Genomic DNA, 25,078 nt, shown 5'->3' with positions numbered 1-25,078 from the left:
TGGCATCCTCGTCCTAGATGCTTGCAGGCCATTTCCCAAAGACATACCCAGGCCCGTTATGAACTCGGCGCCGTAACCTGTGGCTGGCTCGCCCCGCGAATGCGTCAGGATCACCCCTCCCCCGGCTTGACCACCACCGTACAGGTCGTCCCCGCCGCCAGCAGAAACCCTTCCGGCACTTCATCGATATGGATCCGCACCGGTACCCGCTGGGCCAGCCTCACCCAGTTGAAGGTCGGGTTCACATCGGCGATCAGCTCCCGGCTCTGCGGATTGTCACGGTCGTAGATGCCGCGTGCGATGCTCTCCACATGCCCTTTGATGCGCTCGCCGCTCATCATCTGCAACTCGGCCTCATCGCCCACCTTCACATGGGGCAACTTGGTCTCCTCGAAGAAGCCGTACACCCAGAACGAGTGCTCGTCGACCACCGCCATCACCGGCTCCCCGGTGCGGGCGTAATCCCCCCTGTGGATATTCAGGTTGGTCACGTAGCCATCGACCGTGGCGACGATCCGCGTGCGCTTGAGGTTCAGCTCGGCGGCGGCGAGCTGGGCCTGGGCCTGCTGGTAGTCGGCCAGGGCAGCAGTGGCGATGTTGCTGGCGTCGTCGCGGTTCTCCCTGGAGATCACCAGGTTGTCCAGGTCGGCACGGCGCCTGGCATTGACCTTGCGCATCTCCCAGGTGGCCTTGCGCGAGGCGACCTGTGCCCGGGCCTGCTCGACCGCCAGCTGGTAATGCTCGGGGTCGATCTGGATCAGCACATCGCCCTTCTTCACCCGCTGGTTGTCGCGCACCGGCACGTCCACCACGTAGCCGGGCACGTCGGCGGCGACATTGACGATGTCGGCGCGCACCCGGCCGTCGCGGGTCCAGGGCGTGGTCATGTAGTGCAGCCACAACTGGCGGCCGATCACCACGGCGGCGGCCAGCACCAGCAGGGTGGCGACCAGGCTGAAGAACTTTTTCATCGAAGGATTCTCACCAGTAGAGCGACAGCGCCAGGGCGCCGAACAGGCAGACGAACAGGCTCAGGCGCAGCAGCGCCGGATGCCAGAAAAAACGGTAGCCATCCACGCTCGCGATGAAGCGGTCCAGGCCCCAGGCCAGGCCCGCGGCGAACAGGAACATCAAGGTCATGGTGGGCATGTACACGCCATGGAAGGCGATCTCACGGGGCATGGTGCAATCCTTTCGCCGGCGCCAGCGGCGATCGTGGGTCGAGCAGGGAAGTACGGATGAAATGCAGGTAGCTCTGCACCCGGCGCAGCACCGAGGTGTCGAAGTGCCGGGCGAAGGGTTCGTCGGTGGCCCGCACGCGACTGATGGCATGGTCCACCGCCACCAGGGCGCGTTCGTGGTTGCTGGCGTTGGGCAGCAGGAACAGCCGCGCCAGGGCCCGGCCCATGACACGGATGGCCTGGCGCCAGGGCTGCGATTCGGCGTAGGCCGGGTGCACCGGGGCACCGGCCTGCTCCTTGCGCAGCTCGATGATGGCGTGGCCGATCTCCGACACCACGAACATCCAGCGCATCAGCTCGCTCTGCACCTGCGGCTTGCCGGCGGCCAGGCCATAGGCCTGGTGCAGCAGGTCGCGGGTACGGCTTTCGAAGGCCGAGCCCAGCCCGCGCAGGCGCCCGCTGATGGCGAACAGCACCTGTTCGCGCAGGTCCTGCTCCAGGCGGCTCCACAGCCAGCGGCTATTGGGCGGCAGGATGATCGCCCCGGCAGCCGCGCAGACCAGCATGCCGATGACCATGCCGAGGTAATCGTTGATGAAGGTGTAGGGGTCGTAGACCGTCAGGTTGTTGGGCACCGAGCCGATGGCGAAGAACACCAGCAGGCCGATCCCATAGCCGGCATAGGCCGGACGCGAGGAAAGGAAGGCGCCGAGCACGAACACCGGCGCCAGCACCATGCACAACAGCGCAAAGCCATCGATCCAGGGGAAGACGAAGAAGGTCTCGAAGAAGCCGACGAAGGCGCCGAGCAAGGTCCCGCAGGCCATCTGGAACGACATGCGCCGAGGGTTCGGCGAGGCGGCCGACAAGCCCACGGTGACGCAGGCGATCAGGGTCATCATGCCGCCGCTCGGCCAGTCGCTGAGCAGCCAGTAGCTGCCCAGCAGCAACAGCACCGCCGAGGCGCGCATGCCCGCCGCCAACGACACCAGCCAGTTGGTCCGCGACACGTAGGGCTCGTCCCACTGCTCGCGCTCATGCTTGTGCACGGCCAGCGAGGCGTGGGTCTGGGCGTAGCTGTACAGGTCGTCGACGAAGCGGTACAGCAGCTCGTAGGCAGTGTGGAAATCCAGCAGGTCGGCCTCGCTGGGCTGGGTCTGCAGGTAGGCCGCCCGCAGGCCGCGTACCTGGGCCTGCAGGCCGTCCTTGTAGGCGGCCAGCTCGAGCGTCAGGCGCAGCGCGTCGGCGTCGGTCAGGGCCCGGTCGACGTAGGGTTCGAGCAACTCGGCGAGGGTCGCAAGGCCCGGTTCGATGGCGCCGACGATCTGCAGCGGGCCACGGGCGCGCAGGCGTTCGAGCAGCCGGTGCAGGGCGTTGAAGCGCGTGGTGATGGCCATGAACTCGCTGTTCATGCGCACCAGCCGGCCGCTGCGCCGACGCATGTGCGGGTCTTCGAAGGCGGTGACGTTGCGCAGGCTCTCAAGGCCCACCGCCTCGGCGATGAAGCGCACGTTGCTGCTCTCGTAGCGGTCGCGCTGGCTATCGCCGTGCAAGGCCTCGACCACCACCCTGGCAAACACGCCAAAACGCTGGTACAGGGCGTTGCGCATGGCAGCGCTGGCCGACTGGGGCAGGATCGCCGCACTGACCAGGGTGGACACGAGAATGCCCAGGGAGATCTCCAGCACCCGCCAGACCGCCGCCATGAACGCCCGGTCGGGGTGCTCCAGCACCGGCAGGCCGATCATCGCCGCGGTGTAGCCGGCCAGGACGAAGCCATAGGCGCGGAAGGTGCGGTAGCGCATGGCACCAGCCGAGCACAAGCCGACCCACAGCGCCAGGCTGGGCAGGAACAGCTCGGTGTTCTGCGGAAAGAGGGCGATCAGCGCGACCATCATCGCCGAGCCGGCCAGGGTGCCAAGCACCCGGTAGAAGCTCTTGGCGAACACATGGCCACTCTGCGGCTGCATGACGATGAACACGGTGATCATCGCCGTGCGCGGCTGCGGCAGCTCCAGGCGCATGGCCAGCCACAAGGTGATGAAGGCCGCCGCGAGGATCTTGAAGATGTAGACCCAGGTCACCCCGTCGGTACGCGCCCAGGCAAAGAAGCCCCGGCGCCATTCCAGGCTGTGCAGCCAGCGCAGGGCCAGGCTCGGTACGCTCATTCGGCGTGGCCCGGTCGGTCGAAGATGGCCAGGGTCGCCGGTGTCCTGGGCGCCGCCTGGCGCTCCTGCTCCGGCACATCCTGGCCCGCCTGCAAACCACCACCGAGGGCGGTGACCAGTTCGGCATGGGCGGTCAGGCGCGCGGCCTGGACCTGCTGCTGCACCTGCTGCTGGCGAAACAGCAGCGTCTGGGCGTTGAGCACCTCGAGGTAGCCGGTCAGGCCGCGCTGGAAGGCGACCATGGCGATGTCATAGGTCTTCTGCGCGGCCGCCACGGACTCGGCGGCAAAGTGCGCCTGCTCCTTCATCGACTCGCGCCGGATCAGCTGGTCGGAGATGTTCTTCAGCGCCCCCACCACCGTCTGGTTGTAACGCGCCACGGCCACGTCGTAGCCAGCGGACGCCACGCCCAGTTGTGAGCGCAGGCGACCACCGTCGAAGATCGGCAGGCTGATGGCCGGCCCCACGTTGTAGTTGAACTTGCGCCCGGTGATGAATTCCAGCGGGCCACCACCGGTGGCCATGAAGCCGAGGCCGCCGACCAGATCGACGTTGGGGAAGAAACCAGCATGGGCAACGTCGATGCCACGGGCCTGGGCCGCCACCTGCCAGCGGCTGGCGACCACGTCGGGGCGCTGGCCGACCAGTTCGGCAGGCAGGTTCGACGGCAGCTTCAGCGGCGCGCCGAGGGTCAGGCTCGGGCGCTGGATCTGCGCACCCTCCCCCGGCCCCTGCCCGGCCAGTGCCGCCAACTGGTTGCGCGCCAGGGCGATCTCTTCACCGAGCGCATCGAGCTGGCGATGGGTCTCCGGCAACGGCGCCTCGGCCTGGCTGACCTCGAAGTGGGTGCCGATGCCGCCGGCAAGACGACGCTTGGCCAGGGCGAGGATCTGTTCCTGTTGCTCCAGTTCGGCCTTGACGATGTCGCGCTGGGCGAAGTGCAAGGCCAGTTGGATATACACCTTGACCAGGTTGTTCACCAGCTCCAGCTGGGCCTGACGCGCCTCGGCGACGCTCATGTGAGCCAGGTCCACCGCCTGCTCGCTGGCATTGCGCTCGCGGCCCCAGAGGTCGAGGGCGTAGCTCAGGCCGATGGCGGCATTGTTGTCCCAGGTGTTGGCGCCGGACAGCGCGCCGGGGCCGTAGAACTGATCCTCTGGCCAATTGTGACGCTTGAGGGTCGCCTCGCCGTTGGCCTGCAGCTTCTCGGCCGACTCGACCACGCCGGCCATGGCCTTGGCCTCGCGCACCCGCGCCGCGGCCATGGCCAGGGTCGGGCTGCCAGCCAGGGCCAGCGCCACCCAGTGGTCCAGTTGCGCATCGCCATAGGCACGCCACCACTGCTGCTCGGGCCAGTGGGCGTCGTGAGCGGCTTCGCGGATCGCGTCGTCGGTGGTCAGGGTGTTGGCTTGCAGCGTCTTGCTTTGCGGGGCGATGCCCCAGGTTCCGATACAGCCGCTCAAGGTGAGGCTGAGGGCACAGGCACTGAGCGCATTCAGCGCTCTGATGATGCGACGCGGCACAGCTGCGATTTCCCGGATGAGGTGGATGAGGCCGGGCAATTCTAGGGGGCGCTCGCACTGGCGATAAGCGCATATTCCTGCGAATCTTTGTTACCAAAACAGCGATAATCCGGCTTTAGTCGGAAGACCGTTTAGGTTACTTCATGTCACAATTTTGTCCTCTACCTTGAGAGTGACCCATGGACACCCTGCAAAACATGCGTGCTTTCAGTTGCGTGGCCCAGCTCGGCAGCTTCACCGCTGCCGCCGCGCAACTGGATACGACCACCGCGAACGTCTCGCGGGCGGTCTCCAACCTGGAAGCCCATCTGCAAACCCGGCTGCTCAACCGCACCACCCGGCGCATCGCCCTCACCGAGGCCGGCAAGCGTTACCTGATGCGCTGCGAGCAGATCCTGACCTTCGTCGAGGAGGCCGAAGCCGAGGCCAGCGACGCCCACGCCCGCCCGGCCGGGCAGTTGAAGGTGCACTCGATGACCGGGGTCGGCCAGCATTTCGTGGTCGATGCCATCGCCCGCTACCGCGAGTCGCACCCGGACGTGACCTTCGACCTGACCATGGCCAACCGCGTACCGGACCTGCTCGACGAGGGCTACGACGTGTCCATCGTGCTGGCCAGCGAGCTGCCGGACTCCGGTTTCGTTTCGCAGCGCCTGGGGATCACCTACAGCATCGTCTGCGCCTCCCCGGAATACGTGGCCAGGCACGGCATCGCCCACAAGCCGGCCGACCTGCTCCAGCATGCCTGCCTGCGCATGGTCAGCCCCGTGATCCCCCTGGAGAAGTGGCTGTTCAACGGCCCGGAAGGCCAGGAGATGGTCAACATCACCACCTCGCCGTTCCAGGTGAACTCCGCCGACGCCATGAAGACCGCGATCCGCAGCGGCATGGGCGTGGGCGTGCTGCCGATCTACTCGGCCATAGACGGCCTGCGCGACGGCAGCCTGGTGCGGATCATGCCCGACTACCGGCTGCAGGAGCTGAACCTGTACGCGATCTACCCTTCGCGCCAGTACCTGGATGCCAAGATCAAGACCTGGGTCGAGTACCTGCGCAATTCCCTGCCCGAGATCCTCGCGGCGCACGAGGCCGACCTGAAGACCCACGAGCTTTTGATCGCCAACTGACGGGGGCCGCAAGCTGCAAGCTTGCAGCCCGAAGTCCGAAGTCCGAAACTGCCCTCCCCGCCTTGCAGAGAAGTAGCCCGATGAAAAAGACCGTCCTGGCCTTCAGCCGCATCACCCCGGCCATGGCCGAGCGCCTGCAGCAAGACTTCAACGTGATCGTGCCCAACCCCAAGCTCGGCGACATCGCCGCCCAGTTCAACGAAGCCCTGCCCGAGGCCCACGGCCTGATCGGCGTCGGCCGCAAGCTGGGCCGTGCGCAGCTCGAAGGGGCGGCGAAGCTCGAGGTGGTCTCCAGCATCTCGGTGGGCTACGACAACTACGACCTGGCCTATTTCAACGAACGCGGCATCGCCCTGACCAACACCCCCGACGTGCTCACCGAAAGCACCGCCGACCTGGGCTTCGCCCTGATCATGGGGTGCGCCCGCCGGGTCGCCGAGCTGGACGCCTGGACCAAGGCCGGCCAGTGGCGAGCCACCGTGGGCCCAGCCCAGTTCGGCAGCGACGTGTACGGCAAGACCTTGGGCATCGTTGGCCTGGGCAACATCGGCGCGGCCATCGCCCGCCGTGGCCGCTTCGGCTTCGGCATGCAAGTGCTGTACAGCGGCAACAGCCGCAAGCCGGCCCTGGAACAGGAGCTCGGTGCCCAGTACCGCAGCCTGGAGCAACTGCTCGGCGAAGCCGATTTCGTCTGCCTGGTAGTGCCGCTGTCCGATGCCACGCGCAAGCTGATCGGCGCGCGCGAGCTGAAGCTGATGAAGCCCAGCGCCTTCCTGGTCAACATCTCCCGCGGGCCGGTGGTGGACGAAGCAGCGCTGGTCGAGGCCCTGCAAGACGGCACCCTCCGTGGCGCCGGGCTGGATGTGTACGAGCGCGAACCGCTGGCCGAGTCGCCGCTGTTCAGCCTGCCCAACGCCCTGACCCTGCCGCACGTCGGCTCGGCCACCGCCGAGACCCGCGACGCCATGGCCAACCGGGCGATGGACAACCTGCGTGCGGCGCTGCTGGGCAAGCGGCCACAGGACCTGGTGAACCCGCAGGTGTGGAAACACTGATCGATGGGTTGACCACTCAGGCCCTATCGCTGGCAAGCCGGCGATAGGGCCGCACAGGCAACGCAGCACTACTTGACCGTAACCACCGCTGCAGGCGCCTTGGCCCTTGGCTTGCGAAACACCAGCACGTTGCCCGCCATCACCGCCACCAACCCCAGCAGTGCCGGCGGCGTCCACTGATAGCCCTCGGCAAAGGCCGACACGTTCAGCGCCACCAGCGGGAACAGCACCGTGCAATAGGCCGCCCGCTCCGGCCCCATGCGGCCCACCAGGGTCAGGTAGGCGGTGAAGCCGATCACCGAACCCGGGATCACCAGGTACAGCAACGAACCGATGTAGCGTGCATTCCACTCCATGGCGAACGGAATGCCACTGAACAGGCAATACACCGACAGCATCGCCGCCCCATAGACCATGCCCCAGGCATTGGTGGTCATGGGCTTGAGGCCGGCCTTCTGCTGCAGGCTGGAAAGCAGGTTGCCCGCCGAGAAGCACAAGGTGCCGAACAACGCCAGGCCCAGGCCGTACAGGGTCTGGCGGCTGGCCGCATGGCCGGACAGCTCCGGCCAGAACAGCAGCCCCAGGCCGAGCAGCCCCAGGGCGCCGCCGCCGAGCACATTGGTCGCGATGCGCTGGCCGAAGAAAACCCGCGCATTCAATGCGTTCCACAAGGTCGCGGTGGAGAACACCACGGCGATCAGGCCGCTGGCGATCCACTGGCTGGCGGTGAGAAAGCACATGAAATTGACGCAGAACAGGCACAGGCCCTGGGCCAGGCAGACCAGGTGGCCACGTCGATCCATCGGTTGCAGGCGGCGGGTCAGCAGGAGGATGGCGAATAGGATCAACCCGGCCAGGGCGAAGCGGTAGACGATCGACACCGGGATGGCGACCACGCCCAGTTGCAGCTTCAAGGCGATCCAGGTGGTGCCCCAGATCAAGACGGTGAGCAGGTACAGCGATAGGTTCATGGCAGCAATTCCTCGGGCATAGCGAAGTCGGTGCCCGGCACACCGCAAGACACGCCGCCCCCACGCCGTCGAGAGCGACGCGTTCCCTGTGGGAGCGGGCTTGCCCGCGATCGAGGGCACAGCCCTCGCCAGGACTTACAGTCTCCCCTCCCCCTCCGTCGCCACGCTTGCACAAACTTGCGCTTTTGCAGCGTCAGGGGCTGCCAGCCCGAGGTCGTCGCAGTAGGATGGCATCGAGAGGAAGCGCCGATGACCCCACTGACCCAGCTGCACGTCTTCAATGCCATGCACGCCTCGCCCCATGCCCGCCTGGAACTGAGCGCGCAACTGGGCGACGGGCTGGCTGCAGCCCTGTGGCGCAACCGCGACGACGCCCGCGACTACCTGGCCCCCAGCCACCATACCCTGTCGTGCTACATCGCCGACGGCACCGGCACCTTTCGCCGCCAGCGCCCGGCCGACAAGGGCGCGCCGGACAAACTGTGCATCATGCCTGCCGGCCACGAGTCGAACTGGGTGGTCAATGGCCCGATCCGCCTGGCGCACCTGTACATCAGCGAAGAACAGTTCGCCCTCGGCTGCATCCGCCTGCTCGATCGCGAACCACGCGAGATGCAGTTGCAAGAGGCGACCTTCCTCGACGATCCGCAGCAAGCCCGGCGCTTCCGCCAACTGATCGCCCTGGACTGGAGCGAACCCGGCGAGCGCCTGCTGGCCAGCAGCCTGGCCCACGAGGTCATCGACCACGCGGTGCTCTGCCAGGCCGGCCTGCGCCAGGGCGTGCGCCTGAAAGGCGGGCTGGCGCCACACCAGCGCCGGCAACTGGTCGATTACATCGAGGCGCACCTGGACCAGCCCATCACCCTCGGCGAGCTGGCCCTGCGCTGCAATCTCTCCGAGTACCACTTCGCCCGCATGTTCCGCAGCAGCTTCGGCCTGCCGCCACACCAGTACCTGCTGGCCCGCCGCCTGCACCACGCCTGCCAGTTGCTGCGCCTGGGCCAGTTGCCGCTGGGCCAGGTCGCCCTGCTCTGCGGCTTCGCCAGCGCCAGCCACTTCAGCAACCGCTTCCGCCAGGTGCTGGGGGCGACGCCCGGCGAATACCGGGCCGCTTTCTCGAATTAGTCAGCATTGGGGCCGCTACCCAAATGGCAGTTGAACAGCTTAGACAGCCAGGACAGCCAGCAGCGGCCCCAGCACCAGGCTCGCCGCAGCCAGCCCCAGCAGCAGGCGCGGCTGGTACGGCAGGCCGAAGACCCACAGGGTCACCCCGGCCATCAGCACCGCGATCCATTCCACCAGGCCCAGCGCCCAGCCGCGCAGGTGCACCGCGAGCACCAGCGACAGCGCCAGCAGCACCCAACCGCCGATGCGTAGAGCACGCACCAGCTGGGCACCGGGCTTGCGCCCCAGCAGGTCGTTGAAGTGCTTTTCCATGGCCAGGCAAAGGGCGGCAAAACCGGCGAAACCGATCAAGGCAATACTCAACATCAATTCACCTGCGCCGTATCGCCGGCGGACTTGGCCGCGCGCGGCGCACGCTTGGCAGTGGGTTTGGGCGTGCGCAGCATCTTGCTGGCAGCCCAGGCGAGGAACAGGCCGGTGGCCAGCGCGGTGAGGTCGAAGCCGGCCATGGCCCAGTCGCCCACGGCGATCGAATGATCCAGGCCCTGGCCAGTGCTCAGGCCATTGAGCAGCGGCAACAAAGCAAACGCCAACGCCCCCAGCCCCAACTGCTCGCCCCAGGCCCGGCGCCCCGGGCGCAGCAGCGCGTGGACCAGCGACAGCGCCCAGGCCAGGAAGAAGGCATTGACCTCCCAGTCGGCACGCCCCTGCAGGGCCACCGGCAGCAGGCGGTTGGCCCAGAAGAACGCTGCCACGCCAAGCATCAGGCCACTCATGCTGGCGATGTTGAGCACTTCGACCAGGCGCAGCTCAGCCGGCATGTGCGCGCTCTTGGCATGCTTGAGCTGGCGTTTGCCCAGCCACATCACCAGCCCGGTACCGATCACCGCCGTACCAGCCACGCCGAAGACGAAGTACAACCAGCGCAACCAGGGCCCGGCGAAGTTGCCCATGTGCAGCCCGACCAGGGTGAAGGAGGTCATCATCGCCGCGCTTTCCGGCGCACCCTGGCTCAGCAGCTCGCCGCTGGCGCCGTCGAAGGTCCAGTTGGCGCTGCGCTTGTAGGCCACGTTATCTGCCGAGGCCTGGGTGAAGGTCACGCGGGCATTGGCGTCGCCGGGGTTCTGCACTTGGATGTAACCGATGCGCGCGCCCGGTACCCGCTCCTGGACCTTGGCATACAGACTCGGCAGCGGCACCAGCGGCGCCGCGACACCGGCCAGCTTCGGCGGCTCGTCGCGCCCGAAGAGGTCGTTGAAATAGCCGTTGGGGCTGCCATAGCTGGCCAGGATGCCGGCCGGCATCACCAGGTACATGAAAAGCACCAGGCTGCTGTAGCTGATCATCAGGTGGAACGGCAGCACCAGCACGCCGATGGCGTTGTGGCCATCGAGCCATGAGCGCTGCCCCTTGCCCGGGCGGAAGGTGAAGAACTCCTTGAAGATCTTCTTGTGGGTGATGATGCCGGTGACCAGGCCCAGCAGCATGATGAAGGCGCAGAAGGTCGACAACCAGCGGCCCCAGGGATAGGGCATCTCCAGTTGGAAGTGAAAGCGGTAGAAGAATTCGCCGCCGCGGCTGTCGCGGGCCTCGACCTCCTGGCCGCTTTGGGCGTCCAGCGACTTGCCGGTGAAGCCACGGCGCCCGCCGGCGTCCCTGTCGCGCCAATTGACGCTCAGCGCCGCCTCGCGCGCGTTGGGCAGGCGGATGAACCAGCTGCCGGCATTGCCAGCGTTGGTTTCCAGGTAGCGCTGGGCCAGGCCCAGGCTCGCCATCGAATCGAGCGGATGGCTGTGGATTTCCGGCTGGCTCCAGTGATTGATCTCCTCCTTGAAGTACGACAGCGTCCCGGTGAGGAAGATGGCGAACAACAGCCAGCCGAAGATCAGGCCGGTCCAGGTGTGCAGCCAGGCCATGGCCTGGCGGAAGCCCTCTTTCATGGGTTTTTCATCCAGTAGGCCAGCCCGTTGATCGCCCCCAGCACCAGGCTCGGCAGCAGTACGCCCAGCCAGGCACGTGCGGCGCTACGGCAGGCGAAGCACCAGATGAAGGCCAGCAGGTAGAACAGGAACGACAGCATCATGCCGGTCAAGGCCGCATCGACCTGGCGCATCGGCGCCAGCAGCGAGATGCACACGCTCGCCATGGAGGCCAGCAGGTAGCCGCCCAGCAAGGCGGCCAGGCTGCGCGAGGTCACGGCCAGTCGATAGGCCAGGGGCAGGCCGGCTTTGCTTTTCATGGCGGCGGTCCGGGAAGCATCGGGGGCTCAATAGTAATGATTTCAATTCTCATAGGCAAAGCCTGGGCGATGCCTTGGGTTTGCGGGGGCTTTGCCCCGCATGGCATCGGCAGCGATTGCCCTGCACCGCCCTGCCCGAATACAATGCGAACAATTCTTACTTGCAGATGCGTCGAAAGGCGCCGGAGTCGCATCGGTGCCCAGCGCCCTCTCTTCCACGGTCGAAGGCCTCTACCACGCCCATCACAACTGGCTGACCGGTTGGCTGCGCCGCCGCCTGGGCTGCCCGCAGAGCGCCGCGGACCTCGCCCAGGACACCTACGTGCGCCTGCTACAGGCCCGCGAAGCGCCCCAGTTGGTCGAGCCGCGCGCCTTCCTCGTCACCGTGGCCAAGCGCGTGCTGTGCAACCACTTTCGCCGCCAGGAGCTGGAGCGTGCCTATCTCCAGGCCTTGGCCGAGGTTCCCGAAGAGGTGGCGCCGAGCGAGGAGCAGAAGGCACTCATCTTCGAGACCCTGCTGGAACTCGATCGCCTGCTCGACGGCCTGCCTCCGCTGGTCAAACGGGCCTTCCTGCTGGCCCAGGTCGATGGCCTGGGCCAGGCCGACATCGCCCGTGAGCTGGGCATCTCGCTGGCCACGGTCAAGCGCTACCTGAACAAGGCAGCCCTGCGCTGCTACTTCGCGCTATGAACACCAGCTTCTCCCCACAGGTGGCCGAGCAGGCCGTGCACTGGCTGATCGAGTCCCAGGGCGAGGACTTCGACCTGGCCCAGCAGCAGACCCTGGAACGCTGGCTGCAGGCCGACCACGAGCACCAGCGCGCCTGGGCGCATATCCAGCAGGTCAACCAACGCTTGCGCGGGGTGGCCTCGCCGGTGGTGCACGCCACGCTGCAGGCGCCACCCTCTCCGGCGCGGCGGCGAGCGCTCAAGGCGCTGTTGCTGGTCGGCGTGGCCAGTGCCACGGGGCTGGGCTTGCGACAGCACAATCCCCTGCCAGGGCTGATGGCCGACTACCGTAGCCCGGTCGGCCAGCGCCGGCGGATGCACCTGGACGACGGCAGCCTGTTGCAGCTCAACACTCGCAGCGCCGCCGACGTACGTTTCGATGGCCAGCAACGGCAGGTGCGCCTGCTCGAAGGTGAAGTGCAATTGCAGGTGGCCAAGGACCCGCGCCCCTTGCTGCTACGCACTGGCGAGGGTGCGCTGCAACTGACGCAGGGGCGTTTCAACGTACGGCAGTTCGCCGACTTCAGCCTGGTCTCGGTGTTCAGTGGCTCGGCGAGCCTGGCCGGGCAAGCGTTGCTGGCCGGTCAACAGGCCAGGTTCGCCAACGGTGGTTGGCATGACATTGCACCGCTGAACCGCAATATCGGAGCCTGGGTCGACGGCATGCTGGTGGCCTCGCACATGCGTCTGGCGGACTTTCTCGCCGAGCTCGGGCGCTATCGGCACGGGCAACTGGGGTGCAGCGACCAGGTGGCTGAGCTGCGGATCTCCGGGTCGTATCCGTTGGACGACAGTGAACGGATCCTGGAGATGCTGGAAGTGGCGTTGCCGGTACGGGTCAAGCGGTTTACCCGCTACTGGGTGAAGGTGGAGCCGCGAATCGGTTGACCCGCCGCCAAGCGAAACCCGGAAAAAAATTGCAATTCCCCTGAGCCATTTTCAAAGGCTCGCGTGACAGAGAAGGCAGCCCCCCCTTCTCAAGGACCACTCGCATGCTGTTTCGTCCCAGCCCCCTCGTCCAGGCCTTGTTGCTCGCCACCGCCCTGGGCCTCACCGTACCTACCATCCAGGCCGCCGATGCCCGCGCCTACCACATCGCCGCCGGCGCCCTGGAAGATGCCCTCAACCAGTTCGGCCGCGAGAGCGGCGCGCTGATCAGCTTCGGTTCGCACCTGACCCAAGGCCTGCAGAGCCCAGGCCTGGAGGGCGAATACGATGTACGCCAGGGCCTCGATACGTTGCTGCGCGGCAGTGGCCTGCAGGCACGCCAGGAAGCCGACAACGCCTACAGCCTGCAACCGGCCGCCGCCGGTGCGCCCGTGGAGTTGAGCGCCTCGACCGTGGTCGGTGACTGGCTGGCCGAAGCGCGCCAGGACAACGTCTTCGAACACCCCGGCGCCCGCGACGTGGTGCGCCGCGAAGACTTCGAGCGCAACGGCGCCAGCACCGCCCGTGAAGTGCTCAACCGCATCCCGGGGGTGAACGCACCGGAAAACAACGGCACGGGCAGCCACGACCTGGCGCTGAACTTCGGCATCCGCGGCCTCAACCCACGCCTGGCCTCGCGCTCGACCGTGCTGATGGATGGCATCCCGGTCCCCTTCGCCCCCTACGGCCAGCCACAGCTGTCGCTGGCACCGATCAGCCTGGGCAACATGGACGCGGTGGATGTGGTACGCGGCGGCGGCGCGGTGCGCTACGGGCCGCAGAACGTCGGTGGCATCGTCAACTTCGTGACCCGGGCGATCCCGGAGCAAGCGACCTTCAAGGCCGCCATGCAGAACCAGATCAGCCCCTCGTCGAGCCACGACGGCTTCAAGAACAGCGCCAACCTGCTGGTCGGCGGCACCCACGACAACGGCCTGGGCGGCGCCCTGCTGTACTCCGGCACCCGCGGCGGCGACTGGCGCGAGCACAGCGACACGCAGATCGACGACCTGATCCTCAAGGGCAAGCTGCAGCTCGACGAGGCCAACAGCCTGCACGCCATGGCCCAGTACTACGAGGGCGAGGCCGACATGCCCGGCGGCCTGAGCACAGCCGACTTCGACGCCGACCCGTACCAGTCGACACGCCTGCAGGACAAGTTCTGGGGCCGCCGTACGCTGGTCAATGTCGGCTACGACTACAAGCAGGACGACCGCCAGTTCAGCGTCAACAGCTTCTTCACCAAGACCCTGCGCAGCGGCTACCTCGACCAGGGCAGCTTCGTTTCGCTGTCGCCACGCGAATACTGGGTGCGCGGCATCGAGACCCGCTTCTCGCAAGGCCTGGCCCTGGGCGACAGCTGGCACGAGCTGGGCATCGGCTACCGCTACGTCAACGAAGCCGGCCACGAGCTGCGCTTCCGCGAGCCGATCAACGGTGATCTGCCGACCACCGCCAGCCGCAACGACCGCGATACCCGTGGCAGCACCGAGGCCCACGCGATCTACCTGGACGATCGCATCGACATCGGCCGCTGGACCATCACCCCAGGCATCCGCTACGAGATGATCGACTCCGAGCAGAGCAACAAGCTTACCGGCGAGCGTTACCAAGGCAGCTACAACACCGCCCTGCCAGCGCTGAACGTGATGTACCACCTGACCGACATCTGGAACCTCTACGCCAACACCGAAGGCTCCTTCGGCAGCGTGCAGTACAGCCAGATGCCCAACCGGGTCAGCAGCGGCGAGGTCAAGCCGGAAAAAGCGCGCACCTGGGAAGTCGGCACCCGCTACGACAACGGTGACCTGCAGGCAGAGATCGGCGCCTTCCTGATCAACTTCGACAACCAGTACGAAAGCAACCAGACCAACGACTCGGTGATCGCCCGCGGCGAAACCCGCCACCAGGGCATCGAGACCAGCGTGCGCTATGCCCTCGACGGCCTGAACCCGGCACTGGCCGGCTTCGATGTGCACGCCAGCTACGCCTTCGTCGACGCCACGATCCGCGAGGACGGGCCGAACAAGGGCAACCAGGTGCCGTTCTCCTCGCGGCACAAGGGCACCCTGGGTATCGGCTACACCGAGGGCCCATGGCAGTTGAACCTGGACAGCAGCTTCCAGAGCAGCCAGTACGCCGACAACGCCAACACCGGCAGCGAAAGCGCCGACGGCAGCACCGGGCGCATCCCCGGCTACATGCTGGTCAGCACCCGCGCCGGGTATGACTTCGGGCCGCAGTTGTCGAACCTGAAGGTGGCGGTGGGGGTGAAGAACCTGTTCAACCGCGAGTACTACACCCGCTCGTTCGATGACAACAACAAGGGCAAGTACGTGGGGGAACCGCGGACGGTGTATGTGCAAACGTCCGTGGCGTTCTGAAGACGACGGGTCAGTTGAATAGTGCTTCGAGTCTTGGGGCTGCTTTGCAGCCCCAAGTGGCAATGGAAAGTCCCGACCGACCAGCCCAGAGCGAACCCACCCCCTCCACCCGAATTTGCAACAGGAAATTTATTTTGCAGAAGGGCTTGAATTCGTTTCGCCATTGCCTGACTTTACAGTCAAGAGGCGAAGAAATTCCAAGGGCCTCAGTGGCCTAGGCACGCCTCCACGCGAGCAAGCTGAATAAGGATTGAATCATGCAAATCCAGGTCAACAGCAGCAATCACCTCCAAGGCAACATCCGGCTCAACGAGTGGGTCCGCAGCACGCTGGAAAGCACGCTCGAACGCTACGAGGACGACCTCACCCGCATCGAGGTCCACCTGCGCGACGAGAACGGCGCCAAGCCCGGCCCCCAGGACAAACGCTGCCAGATGGAGGCTCGCCCGAAAGGCCATCAACCGATTTCCGTGACCCACACCGCCGCCTCGCTGGACCAGGCGGTCGATGGTGCCGCCAGCAAGCTGAACAATGCGCTGGAGCACTTCTACGGCAAGCTGCGCAGCCGCCGCTCGGTGATCCAGCCCGAGTAACCCTGTAGCCCTCGACGCCCGGTGCCCGCACCGGGCGTTTTCGTTCCCGCCGATCGAAGGCCCTGAACCAACCTCCCGCTCACCCGGTCAATTCCTGCAGACATTCATTCGCAGACACCGACCATGAACAACCCCTTCGACCAGATCAGCGACGCCTTCGCCCCCCGATACCGGGTCAACCTGAGCATCGAACGCCTGGACGGCAGCATCATGCTGACCCTCTCCGACGACAGCGGCGTGGTCGCCAAGCGGCTGATCACCGAGGCCCAGCGCAACGACCCGGTACGCCTGCAGCGGCTCATCGACAGCATCCGCCTGGGCCTGGCCATCGAGCAGGGCCATAGCGTCATGGAAGTCCTCGCCGCGCTGACCGAAGGCGGCACCCGCCGTGGTATCGCCTGGCAGCCCAGCAATATCGCCCGCTAGCGCTGCCAGCCGAAGCGCCTGCGCACATTGTGCTTCGAACCCCCGCCGGTACATCCACCGCTCCTGGGCAGAAACTCAGACCTTGCCGTCGTCCAGGTCCTTGCCACTGGCATCGATCACCCGGGTGGAGGGGTAGCGGTACGAGGCATAGCGCACCACCAGGATGGAAAACGCCAGCAGCAGGATGCCCCCGCACAGGTACAACAGGCCCGCATCCGGCGCCTTGTGGTGCGAGACATCGCCGATCAGCAGGCGGGTCAGCGCGGTGATCGCCACGTAGAGCAGGAAGCGGATCGGCATGTGGTTGGTCTTGAAGTAGATCCCCACCATGGCGCCGAGCTCCAGGTAGATGAACAGCAGCAGGATGTCGTCCACGCTCACCCCGCCCTTGCCCAGCATGTCCAGGAAGGTCATCAGCGCCGCGTAGGCGGTGATGCCACCGATACCGAACAACGCCAGGTAGTGGAACGACTCGACGCACAGGTTGCCCAGCGAGTCGGCGGAGCCATGCAGGCCCTTGCGCAGCTTTTCAGCCCATTTGATGTTCACGATGTTCGATTCCCCGATACGACCTGAAGGATGATGCGCCACGCCTGTGACGCTTGTGCCATGCAGTTAAAGGGCCAGGCCCTGGTCTTGGAAGGCGACCGATTGCCGCAAGGCACCTGTGGGCTACGCTTTTGCCGAATGCCTTGGAGATGAAAAGCCATCATCGTGGTTGCAACGAGGCGGCTGAAACGGATACTGTATATAAATACAGTTAACCAGTAACCCCAACAGCAAAAGGCACAGAGGTGATGAATGGCCGTCGAAGTGGTGTACCGCAGCAGCCGAGACCCGGAGCGCTTGTTCATGGATAAGGCTGAAGCAGATCGTCACGACAAGATGCTCGAGCTGGCCGAACGCCTGGCCGAGGTGTTGCACAAGGCGGTGCCTTCGCTGAGCGAGCAGCAGGTCGAGGAAGCCGGTATCTACATGGCCAGGCATCGTGATGTGTTCGCCCGGGCGTTCAAGAACCAGCCGGATGCGCTGGGGGAGTTGCTCGAAAGTAGTGGGGGCGAGTAAGCCTCACCGTCGCTTGGGGCTGCCCCACGGCAGCCCCGGAACTCACCCGTAAAGCAACCGCTCCGCCAGCATCTGCGCCACCCGCGCCGGCGAGCGCTTTTCCGCCTGGGCATGGGCGAACACTTCGGTCAGCCGGGTGGGGATGCGCGCCAGGTGCGCGGTGATGGTGCCCAGGTCTTCGCCACAGTGGGTCAGCGCTACGTAGATCAGGCCACCGGCATTGATCACATAGTCAGGCGCATAGAGGATGCCGCGCTTCTCCAACTGGTCAGCCACCTGCAACGTGGTCAACTGATTGTTCGCCGCACCCGCCACCGCCGCGCAACGCAGCTGCATCACGCTCTGGCCATTGAGCACCGGCCCTACGCCACAAGGCGCGAAGATGTCGCAAGGCGTGCTGATCAGCGCATCGTTGGTCACCGGATGCGCATCCAGCTGCTCCACGGCCAAACGCACCCGCCCCGGGTCGAGATCGCTGACCAGCAGCTCCGCTCCCGCCGCATGCAGTTGCTCGGCCAGGGCGTAGCCGACGTTACCCAGCCCTTGCACCGCCACCCGCAAGCCTTCGAGGTTGTCGCTGCCCAGCCGGGCCACGGACGTGGCGCGGATACCGGCGAACACCCCCATGGCCGCGTGGGGCGAAGGATCGCCCGAGGCGGTGGTGCTGGTGACATGGGGGGTGACCTGGGCGATGCAGTCCATGTCCAGGGTCGAGGTGCCGCTGTCCACCGCAGTGATGAACCGCCCTTGCAGGGTATCGACGAAACGGCCGAAGGCCTCGAACAATGCCGCGCGGTTTTCCACATGCGGATTGCGCATGATCACCGCCTTGCCGCCGCCCAGCGGCAAGCCAGCGAGGGCCGCCTTGTAGCTCATGCCCTGGGCCAGGCGGATGGCATCGGTCATGGCGCTTTCGTCATCGGCATAGGGCAGGTAGCGGCAACCGCCCATGGCCGGCCCCAATTGCTCGCTGTGGATCGCCACCACGGCCTTGAGGCCTGTGGGCGGGTCGATGCACAGGTGCAGCGACTGGGTGCGGGTGCTTTGCATGAGCGCGAACATCAACGGGCTCCCCGAAGAGGTGCTCTTTCCAGTATAGGCAGCTCTTTGACGCTCGATCCCCTGACGGACCACTGGACGAATCACGGCGCCAGGGCTAAAAGATAAGCGTGTGTGGAGATGCCCATGAACCCACGTCAAGCCTGCCTGGCCTGCCTGGAACGCGAACCTGTCGCCCTGTTGGAGGCGACCCTGTGGATCGCCGCCGAACATGACCGGACGGTAGAGCCGGCGGCAGGCCTTGCCCAGTTGCACGAGCTGCAACGCCAGGTCAGCGCCAACCTGCCGATGCTGCCGCTCGGCGAACTGGCCCAGCCACTGCTGCGCCAACTCAACGCCCTGGGTTTCCAGCAGGACGAGTACCATCCCCTGCGCCCCCAGGCCGCCTTGATGGACAAGGTCTTGCAGCGTCGACGCGGGCAACCGCTGCCGTTGGCCATCCTCGCCCTGGAGCTGGCCCGGCGCCTGTCGATTCCCCTGGAAGGCGTGAACTTTCCCGGCCACTTCCTGCTGCGCGTGCCGGGCGCCGATCACCTGCTCGACCCGTGCGGCGGACGGCGCCTGTATCCGACCGACTGCCGCGAACTGCTCGCCCGCCAGTTCGGCCCGCACCTGCCGCTGAGCGCCGAGCACCTGCGCACGGCCAGCCCCCTGCAGATGCTCCAGCGCCTGTCACGCAACCTGCGCCAGTTGCACACCAGCAACGACAACGACCTGGCCGCGCTGATCGACGCCGAGCGGGTCATGCAACTGGGGCCGGTGACGGTCAACGACTACCTGGCCCGCGCCACCCTCTACCAGCATCTGGACTGCCCCCAGGCCGAACGCTTCGACCTGGAGCATGCCCTGCTGCTGACTGACGACCCGGTGCAGCGCCTCAAGCTGAGCGAACGCCTCGCCCAGCTACCCTCGGCGAAGCGCTCGATTCACTGAGCCGGTGTGTCCACCTGGCAGGAAGGGTGGGCCTTGAGAAAGGCGGGATGCGCCTCGGCCAGGGCGGCGACGCGGCGGATCCTCGGGAAGCTGCCGAGGTCGACGTTGAAGCGCTCGGCCGCATACAGCTGCGGGATCAGGTAGACATCCGCCAGCCCAGGCTCGTCGCCGAAGCAGAAGCCCTCGTCGCCGATCAACTGCTCGACAGCTGCCAGACCCTGGCCAATCCAATGGGCGATCCACTGGTTGACCTGGGCCTCGTCATGGCCCAACTGGCGCAATTGCTTGAGCACGCTGACGTTGTGCAGCGGGTGGATGTCGCAGCCAATGATCGCCGCCACGCCACGTACCTTGGCGCGCGCCTCGGCATCGGCTGGCAACAGCGCCGGCTGTGGATGAACCTCTTCCAGGTACTCGATGATCGCCGGCGACTGCACCAGCAGTGCGCCGCCGTCGGTACGCAGGGCCGGCACGCGGCCCTGGGGATTGAGCGCCAGGTAGCCCGCCGTGTGCTGCTCGCCCTGCAGCAGGTTCACCGGCAGGGCCTGGTAATCCAGGCCCTTGAGCGCCAGGGCGATGCGCACCCGATACGAGGAGGTGGAACGGTAGTAGGTAAACAGCTCCATCGCCCTGCCCCTCAGTTGGCCGCCAGGATCTTGCCGCGGCATTCGCCGAAGCCGATGCTGGCCACGCCGTCGCGGGTGCAGCGGGCGCGCAGGATGATCTCGTCGCCGTCCTCGAGGAACTTGCGCACCTCGCCGCTGGCCAGCTCCACCGGGTGCTTGCCGCCCTCGGTGATCTCCAGCAGGCTGCCGAAGGAGCCAGGCACCGCGCCAGACAGGGTACCCGAACCGAACAGGTCGCCCGGCTGCAACTGGCAGCCGTTGACGCTGTGGTGGGCGACCATCTGCGCCACGGTCCAGTACATGCTGCGGGTATTGCTCAGGGTCAGGCGATGGGCCGGCAAGCCCTCCTCGCGCATGCGCTCGGTGAGCAGCAGCACTTCCAGTTCGATGTCGAAGGCGCCGTTGGCCTGGTCACGGGTGTCCAGCAGGTACGACAGTGGCTGCGGGTCGCCTTGCGGGCGGGCCGGCTGGGCGCAGCGGAACGGCTCCAAGGCCTCGGCGGTGACCACCCAGGGCGAGACGGTGGTGATGAAGCTCTTGGACAGGAATGGGCCCAGCGGCTGGTATTCCCAGGCCTGGATGTCACGCGCCGACCAGTCGTTGAGCAGGCAGAAGCCGGCCACGTGCTCGGCGGCGTCGCCTACCGGGATGGGCTGGCCCATGGCGTTGCCCTGGCCGATCCAGATACCCAGCTCCAGCTCGTAGTCCAGGCGCGCGCAAGGGCCGAAGCTCGGCTCGGCCTGCCCGGCCGGCAGCGTCTGGCCCTTGGGCCGGCGCACGTCGGTGCCGGAGGGGCGGATGGTCGAAGCGCGGCCATGGTAGCCGATGGGCACGTACTTGTAGTTGGGCAGCAGCGGGTTGTCTGGGCGGAACAGCTTGCCGACGTTCTTGGCGTGCTCGATGCCCACGTAGAAGTCGGTGTAGTCGCCGACCTTGGCCGGCAGGTGCATCTGGCACTCGCTGGCCGGGTACAGCGCCGCTTTCAGCGCCGCCTGGTGCTCGCTGTGCTCGCCGAGCAGCGCCAGCAGGCGCTCGCGCAGGGCGACACGGGCCGGGCGGCCGAGGGCGAAGAAGGCGTTCAGCGCGCCGCCACGGGTGGCTTGCACCGCGGCCTTGGCCTCGCCGTCGAACAGCCCGGCGGCCAGTACCGCCTCCAGGTCGAGGATGGCGTCGCCGATGGCCACGCCGCAACGCAGCGCTTCGCCCGGGCGGCTGAAGATGCCCAGGGGCAGGTTCTGCAACGGGAAGTCGCGGTGGCCGTTGGCGTGCTCGACCCAGCTGCGGGCGATGGCGGTCTGGTTCATGGGTTATCTCCGGTTCGGGTTGAAGGTGCTCGGCAAGGTGGCCCAGCAACTATCGTAGTCGGCCTGCAGTTGCGGGCACTCCAGGGCATGGCGGCTCGGACGCAGCACCTGGCTGGTCTCGAACATGAACGCCATGGTGTCGTCGATCTTGTGCGGCGCCAGGTCGGCGGCGATGGCCTTGGCGCAGGTCTCGGCATCCGGGCCGTGGGCGCTCATCACGCCATGCAGCGAAGCGCCGCCGGGCAGGAAGCCTTCGGCCTTGGCATCGTAGGCGCCGTGGATCAGGCCCATGAACTCGTTCATCAGGTTGCGGTGGAACCATGGCGGACGGAAGGTGTTCTCGGCCACCATCCAGCGCGGCGGGAAGATCACGAAATCCATGTTGGCCAGGCCGTGGACGCTGGTCGGCGAGGTCAGCACAGTGAAGATCGACGGGTCCGGGTGGTCGAAGCTGACCGTGCCGATGGTGTTGAAACGGCGCAGGTCGTACTTGTAGGGCACGTTGCTACCATGCCATGCCACCACGTCCAGCGGCGAGTGCTGGAGCTCGCAGGCCCAGTGTTCGCCGAGGAACTTCTGCACCAGTTGCACAGGCCCCTCGGCCTCCTCGTAGTGGGCGACCGGGGTGAGGAAGTCACGCGGGTTGGCCAGGCCATTGCTGCCGATCGGCCCCAGATCCGGGATGCGCAGCGGCGCGCCATGGTTCTCGGCGATGTAGCCACGGGCCTGGCCGTCGAGCAGTTCGACGCGGAACTTCATGCCGCGCGGGATCACGGCGATCTCCAGCGGCTCGACCTCCATCACGCCCAGCTCGGTGGCGATGCGCAGGCGGCCCTGCTCCGGCACCAGCAGCAGCTCACCGTCGGCGTTGAAGAACACCCGCTCCATGGAGCGGTTGGCGCGGTAGATGTAGATGCTCACGCCAGCCGGCTTCTGCGCCGCCGAGTTGGCCACCATGGGCACCCAGCCCTCGATGAAGTCGGTGGACTCGGACGGGATCGGCTGTGGGCTCCAGCGCAGGCGGTTGGGGGTGACGTCGCCCAGCGGGCTGCCCAGTGGCTGGCGCTCCAGGCGCTCGAAGCGCGGGTGCAGGGCCGAGGGGCGGATGCGGTACAGCCAGGTGCGGCGCAGTTCGCTGCGCGGCATGGTGAACGCGGTGCCCGAGAGCAGCTCGGCGTACAGGCCATAAGGGGCTTTCTGCGGCGAGTTCTGCCCCACAGGCAGGGCGCCGGGCAACGCCTCGCTGGCGAATTCGTTGCCGAACCCGCTCAGGTATTCAAGAACAGGGGAATGGTCGCGATTCATCGGTGCCTCCGGGCTCCCAGGGAGCCGTTGCTGGCAGCTGGCTGCTGGCCCGTTCCGGCTCTTTCCGGCGATCGACCCAGGCGTGGCAGCGCGTCTGCATTGTTTTTATCGTAATCAGATTACGAATAACGTAATTTGATTGCCACATGGCGTCAAGCTATAAAGACGCCCATCTGTCTCCCTGGATGCCCAAGCCCATGGCCAAAGCCAGCTCCCCCGCCGACAACGGCAAGCAGAAGGTTCGCTCGGCGGAAGTCGGCACCGATATTCTCAAGGCCCTTGCCGAACTCTCGCCGTCCACCTCCCTGTCGCGCCTGGCTGAGCATGTGGACATGCCCGCCAGCAAGGTGCACCGCTACCTGCAGGCGCTGATCGCCAGCGGCTTCGCCGAGCAGGACCCGGCCACCAACCACTACGGGCTGGGGCGCGAGGCCCTGCGGGTGGGGATGGCTGCGCTGGGGAGCATCGATGTGCTGAAGGTGTCGGCCCTGCCGCTGTCGCAACTGCGCGACGCGCTCAACGAGAGCTGTTTCGTGGCCGTGTGGGGCAACCAGGGCGCCACGGTGGTGAGCATCGAACCGGCGGTACGCGCGGTGACGGTGGTGACGCAGATCGGCTCGGTCCTGCCGCTGCTCAGCTCCTCCACGGGACTGGTGTTCGCCGCCTACCTGCCGGAGCGCGAAACTGTCGAGTTGCGCGAGCGGGAGCTGGCCACGCTGAACCAGCCGTTCAGCGACTATGCGCCGTTGCTGATGCAGATCCGCGAGCGCGGCCTGCACCATGTGCATGGTCTGCTGATGCCGGGCGTGGATGCCCTGTCGGCACCGGTGTTCAATGCCATGGGCCAGATCGCTGCGGTGATGACCGTGGTCGGCCCGACGTCGATCTTCCATGCCGACGAACATGGCCCGGCGGCCCAGCGCTTGCTGGCGGCGACGCAGGCTGCCAGTTGGCGGATGGGCTACGCGCCAGCGCACTGACACGGCGTATCGCGTGAGGGGCACGGTTCGTGCCAGGACTTTTACCCTAAACGTAAAGGTGAATGTCGGAAGTCGCTATTTTTCCTACGGGATCAAGCGCTTATTCTGACCTCACTGGCTGGCACGAAGGGCTCTCCCCCTGTTCTTCGGGCCTGCAAGGTTCACCGACGTTGATTTTGAAGCTCCTTGATCTAACGTCTCGATTGGCCGCTGCGTTTGCAGCGGCCTTTTTTATGTCTGCAGGAATATCGGGGCCGCTGCGCGGCCCATCGCCGGCAAGCCAGCTCCCACAGGTCCAGCGGCGTTCACAAATCATGTGCCCTGCCGGGAACATCTGTGGAGGATTACCCTGCACGCGGAGAACAGAGGCCGAAAGGGCAACGGGGCCCCTGTGGGAGCCGGCTTGCCGGCGATGGGCTGCGCAGCCCCAATGGCCTCAACCCAGCGGATACTTCTGCAGGTTCGCCATCATTTGCTGCAACGCTTGCAGGCTGTCCTCGGGATGCACCGAGCCGTCGAAATCGCAGATCCGTCCCCAGTTGTCCGCCACCTGCTCCGGGGTAAAGCCTTCCCGAGGATCGAAGCCGACACCCAGGCTACGCTCCCAGCGCACCTTGCCGACCCAACCGCCGCCCACTTCGAACAGTTGCCCGCTGTCCTCGCAGCGCTCGCTGCCCAGGTACACCACCAGCGGGCTGACCAGCTCGGGCTTGAGCCGCTCGAACACCTGGGGCGGAATCAACCCTTCGGTCATGCGCGTCCCGCCGGTGGGGGCGATGGCGTTGACCAGGATGCCGTGCCTGCGTCCTTCGATGGCCAGGGTACGGGTCAGGCCATACAGGCCCAGCTTGGCCATGCCGTAGTTGGCCTGGCCGAAGTTGCCGTAGATGCCGGAGGTCGACGCGGTGAAGATCACCCGCCCCCAGTTCTGCTCGCGCAAGTGTGGCCAGGCGGCGTGGGTGACCTTGTAGGCCCCCTCCACATGGACCCGGTAGACCAGGTCCCAATCGCCGTCCTCCATCTTGTGGAAGGTCTTGTCGCGCAGGATGCCGGCATTGTTCACCAGCACATCGACCCGGCCGAAGCAATCCAGGGCCTGCTCGACGATGCGTGCGCCGTCGGTGACCGAGTCATGGTTGGCCACCGCCATGCCACCCGCTGCGCGGATCTCCTCCACCACTCGGTCGGCCGCCGAGGCGCTGGCGCCTTCGCCGTGGGTCGAGCCCCCCAGGTCGTTGACCACCACCTTGGCCCCACGCGCGGCGAACAGCAACGCATGGGCCCTGCCCAGGCCGCCACCGGCCCCCGTGACGATCACCACACGATCTTGCAGTCGTACCGCTTCGCTCATGTCCAAG

At 66.3% G+C, this 25,078-nt stretch carries 25 protein-coding genes; 11 read left to right on the top strand and 14 right to left on the bottom strand.

All coding sequences use genetic code 11. From position 1 onward, the window contains the following. Positions 1-110: 110 nt before the first annotated feature. The 4 genes from ABFA30_RS07635 to ABFA30_RS07620 are packed head-to-tail and all read right to left on the bottom strand — an operon-like array spanning position 111 to position 4,872. Positions 111-971 (bottom strand): efflux RND transporter periplasmic adaptor subunit, encoded by an 861-nt coding sequence (locus tag ABFA30_RS07635; RefSeq protein ID WP_368816713.1) that lies wholly within the window; start codon positions 969-971, stop codon positions 111-113. Between the two features lie 10 nt (positions 972-981). Beyond that, complete coding sequence (locus ABFA30_RS07630; protein WP_225789458.1) at positions 982-1,182, bottom strand: DUF1656 domain-containing protein; 201 nt, start codon at positions 1,180-1,182, stop codon at positions 982-984. Further along, the gene (locus ABFA30_RS07625) at positions 1,172-3,349 is read right to left on the bottom strand and encodes an FUSC family protein (RefSeq protein ID WP_225789459.1); all 2,178 of its coding nucleotides are present in this window, start codon (positions 3,347-3,349) and stop codon (positions 1,172-1,174) included. Before ABFA30_RS07625 ends, ABFA30_RS07630 begins: the two co-directional genes overlap by 11 nt. Then, positions 3,346-4,872 (bottom strand): efflux transporter outer membrane subunit, encoded by a 1,527-nt coding sequence (locus ABFA30_RS07620; protein ID WP_253079963.1) that lies wholly within the window; start codon positions 4,870-4,872, stop codon positions 3,346-3,348. Before ABFA30_RS07620 ends, ABFA30_RS07625 begins: the two co-directional genes overlap by 4 nt. A 179-nt stretch (positions 4,873-5,051) precedes the next feature. Here ABFA30_RS07620 and ABFA30_RS07615 point away from each other — a divergent pair, with 179 nt between their 5' ends. Both ABFA30_RS07615 and ABFA30_RS07610 read left to right on the top strand, forming a co-directional pair. Continuing rightward, positions 5,052-5,999: a LysR family transcriptional regulator gene (locus ABFA30_RS07615; RefSeq protein WP_225789461.1), complete on the top strand. Its 948-nt coding sequence runs from the start codon at positions 5,052-5,054 to the stop codon at positions 5,997-5,999. 80 nt (positions 6,000-6,079) lie between these two features. Further along, the gene (locus tag ABFA30_RS07610; protein WP_225789462.1) at positions 6,080-7,054 is read left to right on the top strand and encodes a 2-hydroxyacid dehydrogenase; all 975 of its coding nucleotides are present in this window, start codon (positions 6,080-6,082) and stop codon (positions 7,052-7,054) included. 68 nt (positions 7,055-7,122) lie between these two features. On the opposite strand, the gene ABFA30_RS07605 is transcribed toward ABFA30_RS07610, so the two are convergent. Beyond that, positions 7,123-8,025: a DMT family transporter gene (locus tag ABFA30_RS07605; protein ID WP_253091190.1), complete on the bottom strand. Its 903-nt coding sequence runs from the start codon at positions 8,023-8,025 to the stop codon at positions 7,123-7,125. A 249-nt stretch (positions 8,026-8,274) separates the two neighbouring features. Here ABFA30_RS07605 and ABFA30_RS07600 point away from each other — a divergent pair, with 249 nt between their 5' ends. Further along, on the top strand, positions 8,275-9,150 hold the full coding sequence (locus ABFA30_RS07600) for a helix-turn-helix domain-containing protein (protein ID WP_253091189.1): 876 nt from the start codon (positions 8,275-8,277) through the stop codon (positions 9,148-9,150). Positions 9,151-9,189: 39 nt separating this feature from the next. On the opposite strand, the gene ABFA30_RS07595 is transcribed toward ABFA30_RS07600, so the two are convergent. The 3 genes from ABFA30_RS07595 to ABFA30_RS07585 are packed head-to-tail and all read right to left on the bottom strand — an operon-like array spanning position 9,190 to position 11,389. Beyond that, on the bottom strand, positions 9,190-9,516 hold the full coding sequence (locus ABFA30_RS07595; protein ID WP_253091188.1) for a DUF3325 domain-containing protein: 327 nt from the start codon (positions 9,514-9,516) through the stop codon (positions 9,190-9,192). Next, positions 9,516-11,090: a PepSY-associated TM helix domain-containing protein gene (locus ABFA30_RS07590; RefSeq protein ID WP_410045302.1), complete on the bottom strand. Its 1,575-nt coding sequence runs from the start codon at positions 11,088-11,090 to the stop codon at positions 9,516-9,518. The genes ABFA30_RS07595 and ABFA30_RS07590 overlap by 1 nt, the downstream gene beginning before the upstream one ends. Beyond that, entirely contained in the window at positions 11,087-11,389 is a 303-nt protein-coding gene (locus ABFA30_RS07585) for a DUF3649 domain-containing protein (RefSeq protein ID WP_225789467.1), read from the bottom strand. Before ABFA30_RS07585 ends, ABFA30_RS07590 begins: the two co-directional genes overlap by 4 nt. 196 nt (positions 11,390-11,585) lie before the next feature. Between ABFA30_RS07585 and ABFA30_RS07580 the strand changes: the two genes are divergently transcribed. The 5 genes from ABFA30_RS07580 to ABFA30_RS07560 all read left to right on the top strand — a co-directional run bounded on the left by ABFA30_RS07580 (position 11,586) and on the right by ABFA30_RS07560 (position 16,448). Beyond that, entirely contained in the window at positions 11,586-12,080 is a 495-nt protein-coding gene (locus ABFA30_RS07580) for a sigma-70 family RNA polymerase sigma factor (RefSeq protein ID WP_225789468.1), read from the top strand. Next, complete coding sequence (locus ABFA30_RS07575; RefSeq protein ID WP_410045301.1) at positions 12,077-13,006, top strand: FecR domain-containing protein; 930 nt, start codon at positions 12,077-12,079, stop codon at positions 13,004-13,006. The genes ABFA30_RS07580 and ABFA30_RS07575 overlap by 4 nt, the downstream gene beginning before the upstream one ends. Before the next feature lie 104 nt (positions 13,007-13,110). After that, positions 13,111-15,429 (top strand): TonB-dependent Fe(3+) dicitrate receptor FecA, encoded by a 2,319-nt coding sequence (gene fecA, locus ABFA30_RS07570; protein ID WP_410045300.1) that lies wholly within the window; start codon positions 13,111-13,113, stop codon positions 15,427-15,429. A gap of 257 nt (positions 15,430-15,686) precedes the next feature. Continuing rightward, a complete protein-coding gene (locus tag ABFA30_RS07565; protein WP_225789471.1) occupies positions 15,687-16,022 on the top strand; it encodes an HPF/RaiA family ribosome-associated protein in 336 nt (111 codons plus the stop codon). Positions 16,023-16,145: 123 nt separating this feature from the next. Then, complete coding sequence (locus tag ABFA30_RS07560; protein ID WP_225789472.1) at positions 16,146-16,448, top strand: DUF3509 domain-containing protein; 303 nt, start codon at positions 16,146-16,148, stop codon at positions 16,446-16,448. A 75-nt stretch (positions 16,449-16,523) separates the two neighbouring features. On the opposite strand, the gene ABFA30_RS07555 is transcribed toward ABFA30_RS07560, so the two are convergent. Next, complete coding sequence (locus tag ABFA30_RS07555) at positions 16,524-16,997, bottom strand: phosphate-starvation-inducible protein PsiE (RefSeq protein ID WP_225789473.1); 474 nt, start codon at positions 16,995-16,997, stop codon at positions 16,524-16,526. 252 nt (positions 16,998-17,249) lie between these two features. On the opposite strand from ABFA30_RS07555, the gene ABFA30_RS07550 reads away from it, so the two are divergent. After that, positions 17,250-17,513, top strand: a complete 264-nt coding sequence (locus ABFA30_RS07550; RefSeq protein WP_253079967.1) for a YebG family protein — start codon at positions 17,250-17,252, stop codon at positions 17,511-17,513. 42 nt (positions 17,514-17,555) lie between these two features. Here the strand turns inward: ABFA30_RS07550 and ABFA30_RS07545 are convergent, their stop codons facing one another. Further along, complete coding sequence (locus ABFA30_RS07545; RefSeq protein WP_225789475.1) at positions 17,556-18,575, bottom strand: Leu/Phe/Val dehydrogenase; 1,020 nt, start codon at positions 18,573-18,575, stop codon at positions 17,556-17,558. Between the two features lie 123 nt (positions 18,576-18,698). Between ABFA30_RS07545 and ABFA30_RS07540 the strand changes: the two genes are divergently transcribed. Beyond that, positions 18,699-19,505 carry a SirB1 family protein gene (locus tag ABFA30_RS07540; protein WP_225789476.1) on the top strand — a complete coding sequence of 269 codons (807 nt, stop codon included), beginning with the start codon at positions 18,699-18,701 and terminating at the stop codon, positions 19,503-19,505. On the opposite strand, the gene maiA is transcribed toward ABFA30_RS07540, so the two are convergent. From maiA to hmgA, 3 genes are read right to left on the bottom strand one after another with little or no spacing between them, the layout of a single operon-like run. Beyond that, on the bottom strand, positions 19,499-20,131 hold the full coding sequence (gene maiA, locus ABFA30_RS07535; protein ID WP_410045299.1) for a maleylacetoacetate isomerase: 633 nt from the start codon (positions 20,129-20,131) through the stop codon (positions 19,499-19,501). The genes ABFA30_RS07540 and maiA overlap by 7 nt on opposite strands. A gap of 11 nt (positions 20,132-20,142) precedes the next feature. Next, positions 20,143-21,435 carry a fumarylacetoacetase gene (fahA, locus tag ABFA30_RS07530; RefSeq protein ID WP_225789478.1) on the bottom strand — a complete coding sequence of 431 codons (1,293 nt, stop codon included), beginning with the start codon at positions 21,433-21,435 and terminating at the stop codon, positions 20,143-20,145. A gap of 3 nt (positions 21,436-21,438) precedes the next feature. Continuing rightward, the gene (hmgA, locus tag ABFA30_RS07525; protein WP_225789479.1) at positions 21,439-22,740 is read right to left on the bottom strand and encodes a homogentisate 1,2-dioxygenase; all 1,302 of its coding nucleotides are present in this window, start codon (positions 22,738-22,740) and stop codon (positions 21,439-21,441) included. Positions 22,741-22,937: 197 nt separating this feature from the next. Between hmgA and ABFA30_RS07520 the strand changes: the two genes are divergently transcribed. Next, positions 22,938-23,720 (top strand): IclR family transcriptional regulator, encoded by a 783-nt coding sequence (locus tag ABFA30_RS07520; RefSeq protein ID WP_410045298.1) that lies wholly within the window; start codon positions 22,938-22,940, stop codon positions 23,718-23,720. Positions 23,721-24,156: 436 nt separating this feature from the next. Here ABFA30_RS07520 and ABFA30_RS07515 read toward each other — a convergent pair whose 3' ends face one another. Further along, positions 24,157-25,071: an SDR family oxidoreductase gene (locus tag ABFA30_RS07515; RefSeq protein ID WP_410045297.1), complete on the bottom strand. Its 915-nt coding sequence runs from the start codon at positions 25,069-25,071 to the stop codon at positions 24,157-24,159. Positions 25,072-25,078: the final 7 nt, after the last annotated feature.

This window comes from Pseudomonas sp. HLMP (genome assembly GCF_046365545.1).
Lineage (GTDB): Bacteria > Pseudomonadota > Gammaproteobacteria > Pseudomonadales > Pseudomonadaceae > Aquipseudomonas > Aquipseudomonas guariconensis_B.
The sequence above is the reverse complement of the archived record's forward strand: the minus strand, read 5'-3'. Positions and strand labels throughout refer to the sequence as shown.

Bases quoted from the DNA above. Each gene is read 5' to 3' on its own strand.
- ABFA30_RS07635 (WP_368816713.1), bottom strand. From the start codon at position 971: ATGAAAAAGTTCTTCAGCCTGGTCGCCACCCTGCTGGTGCTGGCCGCC.
- ABFA30_RS07630 (WP_225789458.1), bottom strand. From the start codon at position 1,182: ATGCCCCGTGAGATCGCCTTCCATGGCGTGTACATGCCCACCATGACC.
- ABFA30_RS07625 (WP_225789459.1), bottom strand. From the start codon at position 3,349: ATGAGCGTACCGAGCCTGGCCCTGCGCTGGCTGCACAGCCTGGAATGG.
- ABFA30_RS07615 (WP_225789461.1), top strand. From the start codon at position 5,052: ATGGACACCCTGCAAAACATGCGTGCTTTCAGTTGCGTGGCCCAGCTC.
- ABFA30_RS07610 (WP_225789462.1), top strand. From the start codon at position 6,080: ATGAAAAAGACCGTCCTGGCCTTCAGCCGCATCACCCCGGCCATGGCC.
- ABFA30_RS07605 (WP_253091190.1), bottom strand. From the start codon at position 8,025: ATGAACCTATCGCTGTACCTGCTCACCGTCTTGATCTGGGGCACCACC.
- ABFA30_RS07600 (WP_253091189.1), top strand. From the start codon at position 8,275: ATGACCCCACTGACCCAGCTGCACGTCTTCAATGCCATGCACGCCTCG.
- ABFA30_RS07595 (WP_253091188.1), bottom strand. From the start codon at position 9,516: ATGTTGAGTATTGCCTTGATCGGTTTCGCCGGTTTTGCCGCCCTTTGC.
- ABFA30_RS07590 (WP_410045302.1), bottom strand. From the start codon at position 11,090: ATGAAAGAGGGCTTCCGCCAGGCCATGGCCTGGCTGCACACCTGGACC.
- ABFA30_RS07585 (WP_225789467.1), bottom strand. From the start codon at position 11,389: ATGAAAAGCAAAGCCGGCCTGCCCCTGGCCTATCGACTGGCCGTGACC.
- ABFA30_RS07575 (WP_410045301.1), top strand. From the start codon at position 12,077: ATGAACACCAGCTTCTCCCCACAGGTGGCCGAGCAGGCCGTGCACTGG.
- fecA (WP_410045300.1), top strand. From the start codon at position 13,111: ATGCTGTTTCGTCCCAGCCCCCTCGTCCAGGCCTTGTTGCTCGCCACC.
- ABFA30_RS07565 (WP_225789471.1), top strand. From the start codon at position 15,687: ATGCAAATCCAGGTCAACAGCAGCAATCACCTCCAAGGCAACATCCGG.
- ABFA30_RS07560 (WP_225789472.1), top strand. From the start codon at position 16,146: ATGAACAACCCCTTCGACCAGATCAGCGACGCCTTCGCCCCCCGATAC.
- ABFA30_RS07550 (WP_253079967.1), top strand. From the start codon at position 17,250: ATGGCCGTCGAAGTGGTGTACCGCAGCAGCCGAGACCCGGAGCGCTTG.
- ABFA30_RS07545 (WP_225789475.1), bottom strand. From the start codon at position 18,575: ATGTTCGCGCTCATGCAAAGCACCCGCACCCAGTCGCTGCACCTGTGC.
- ABFA30_RS07540 (WP_225789476.1), top strand. From the start codon at position 18,699: ATGAACCCACGTCAAGCCTGCCTGGCCTGCCTGGAACGCGAACCTGTC.
- maiA (WP_410045299.1), bottom strand. From the start codon at position 20,131: ATGGAGCTGTTTACCTACTACCGTTCCACCTCCTCGTATCGGGTGCGC.
- fahA (WP_225789478.1), bottom strand. From the start codon at position 21,435: ATGAACCAGACCGCCATCGCCCGCAGCTGGGTCGAGCACGCCAACGGC.
- hmgA (WP_225789479.1), bottom strand. From the start codon at position 22,740: ATGAATCGCGACCATTCCCCTGTTCTTGAATACCTGAGCGGGTTCGGC.
- ABFA30_RS07520 (WP_410045298.1), top strand. From the start codon at position 22,938: ATGGCCAAAGCCAGCTCCCCCGCCGACAACGGCAAGCAGAAGGTTCGC.
- ABFA30_RS07515 (WP_410045297.1), bottom strand. From the start codon at position 25,071: ATGAGCGAAGCGGTACGACTGCAAGATCGTGTGGTGATCGTCACGGGG.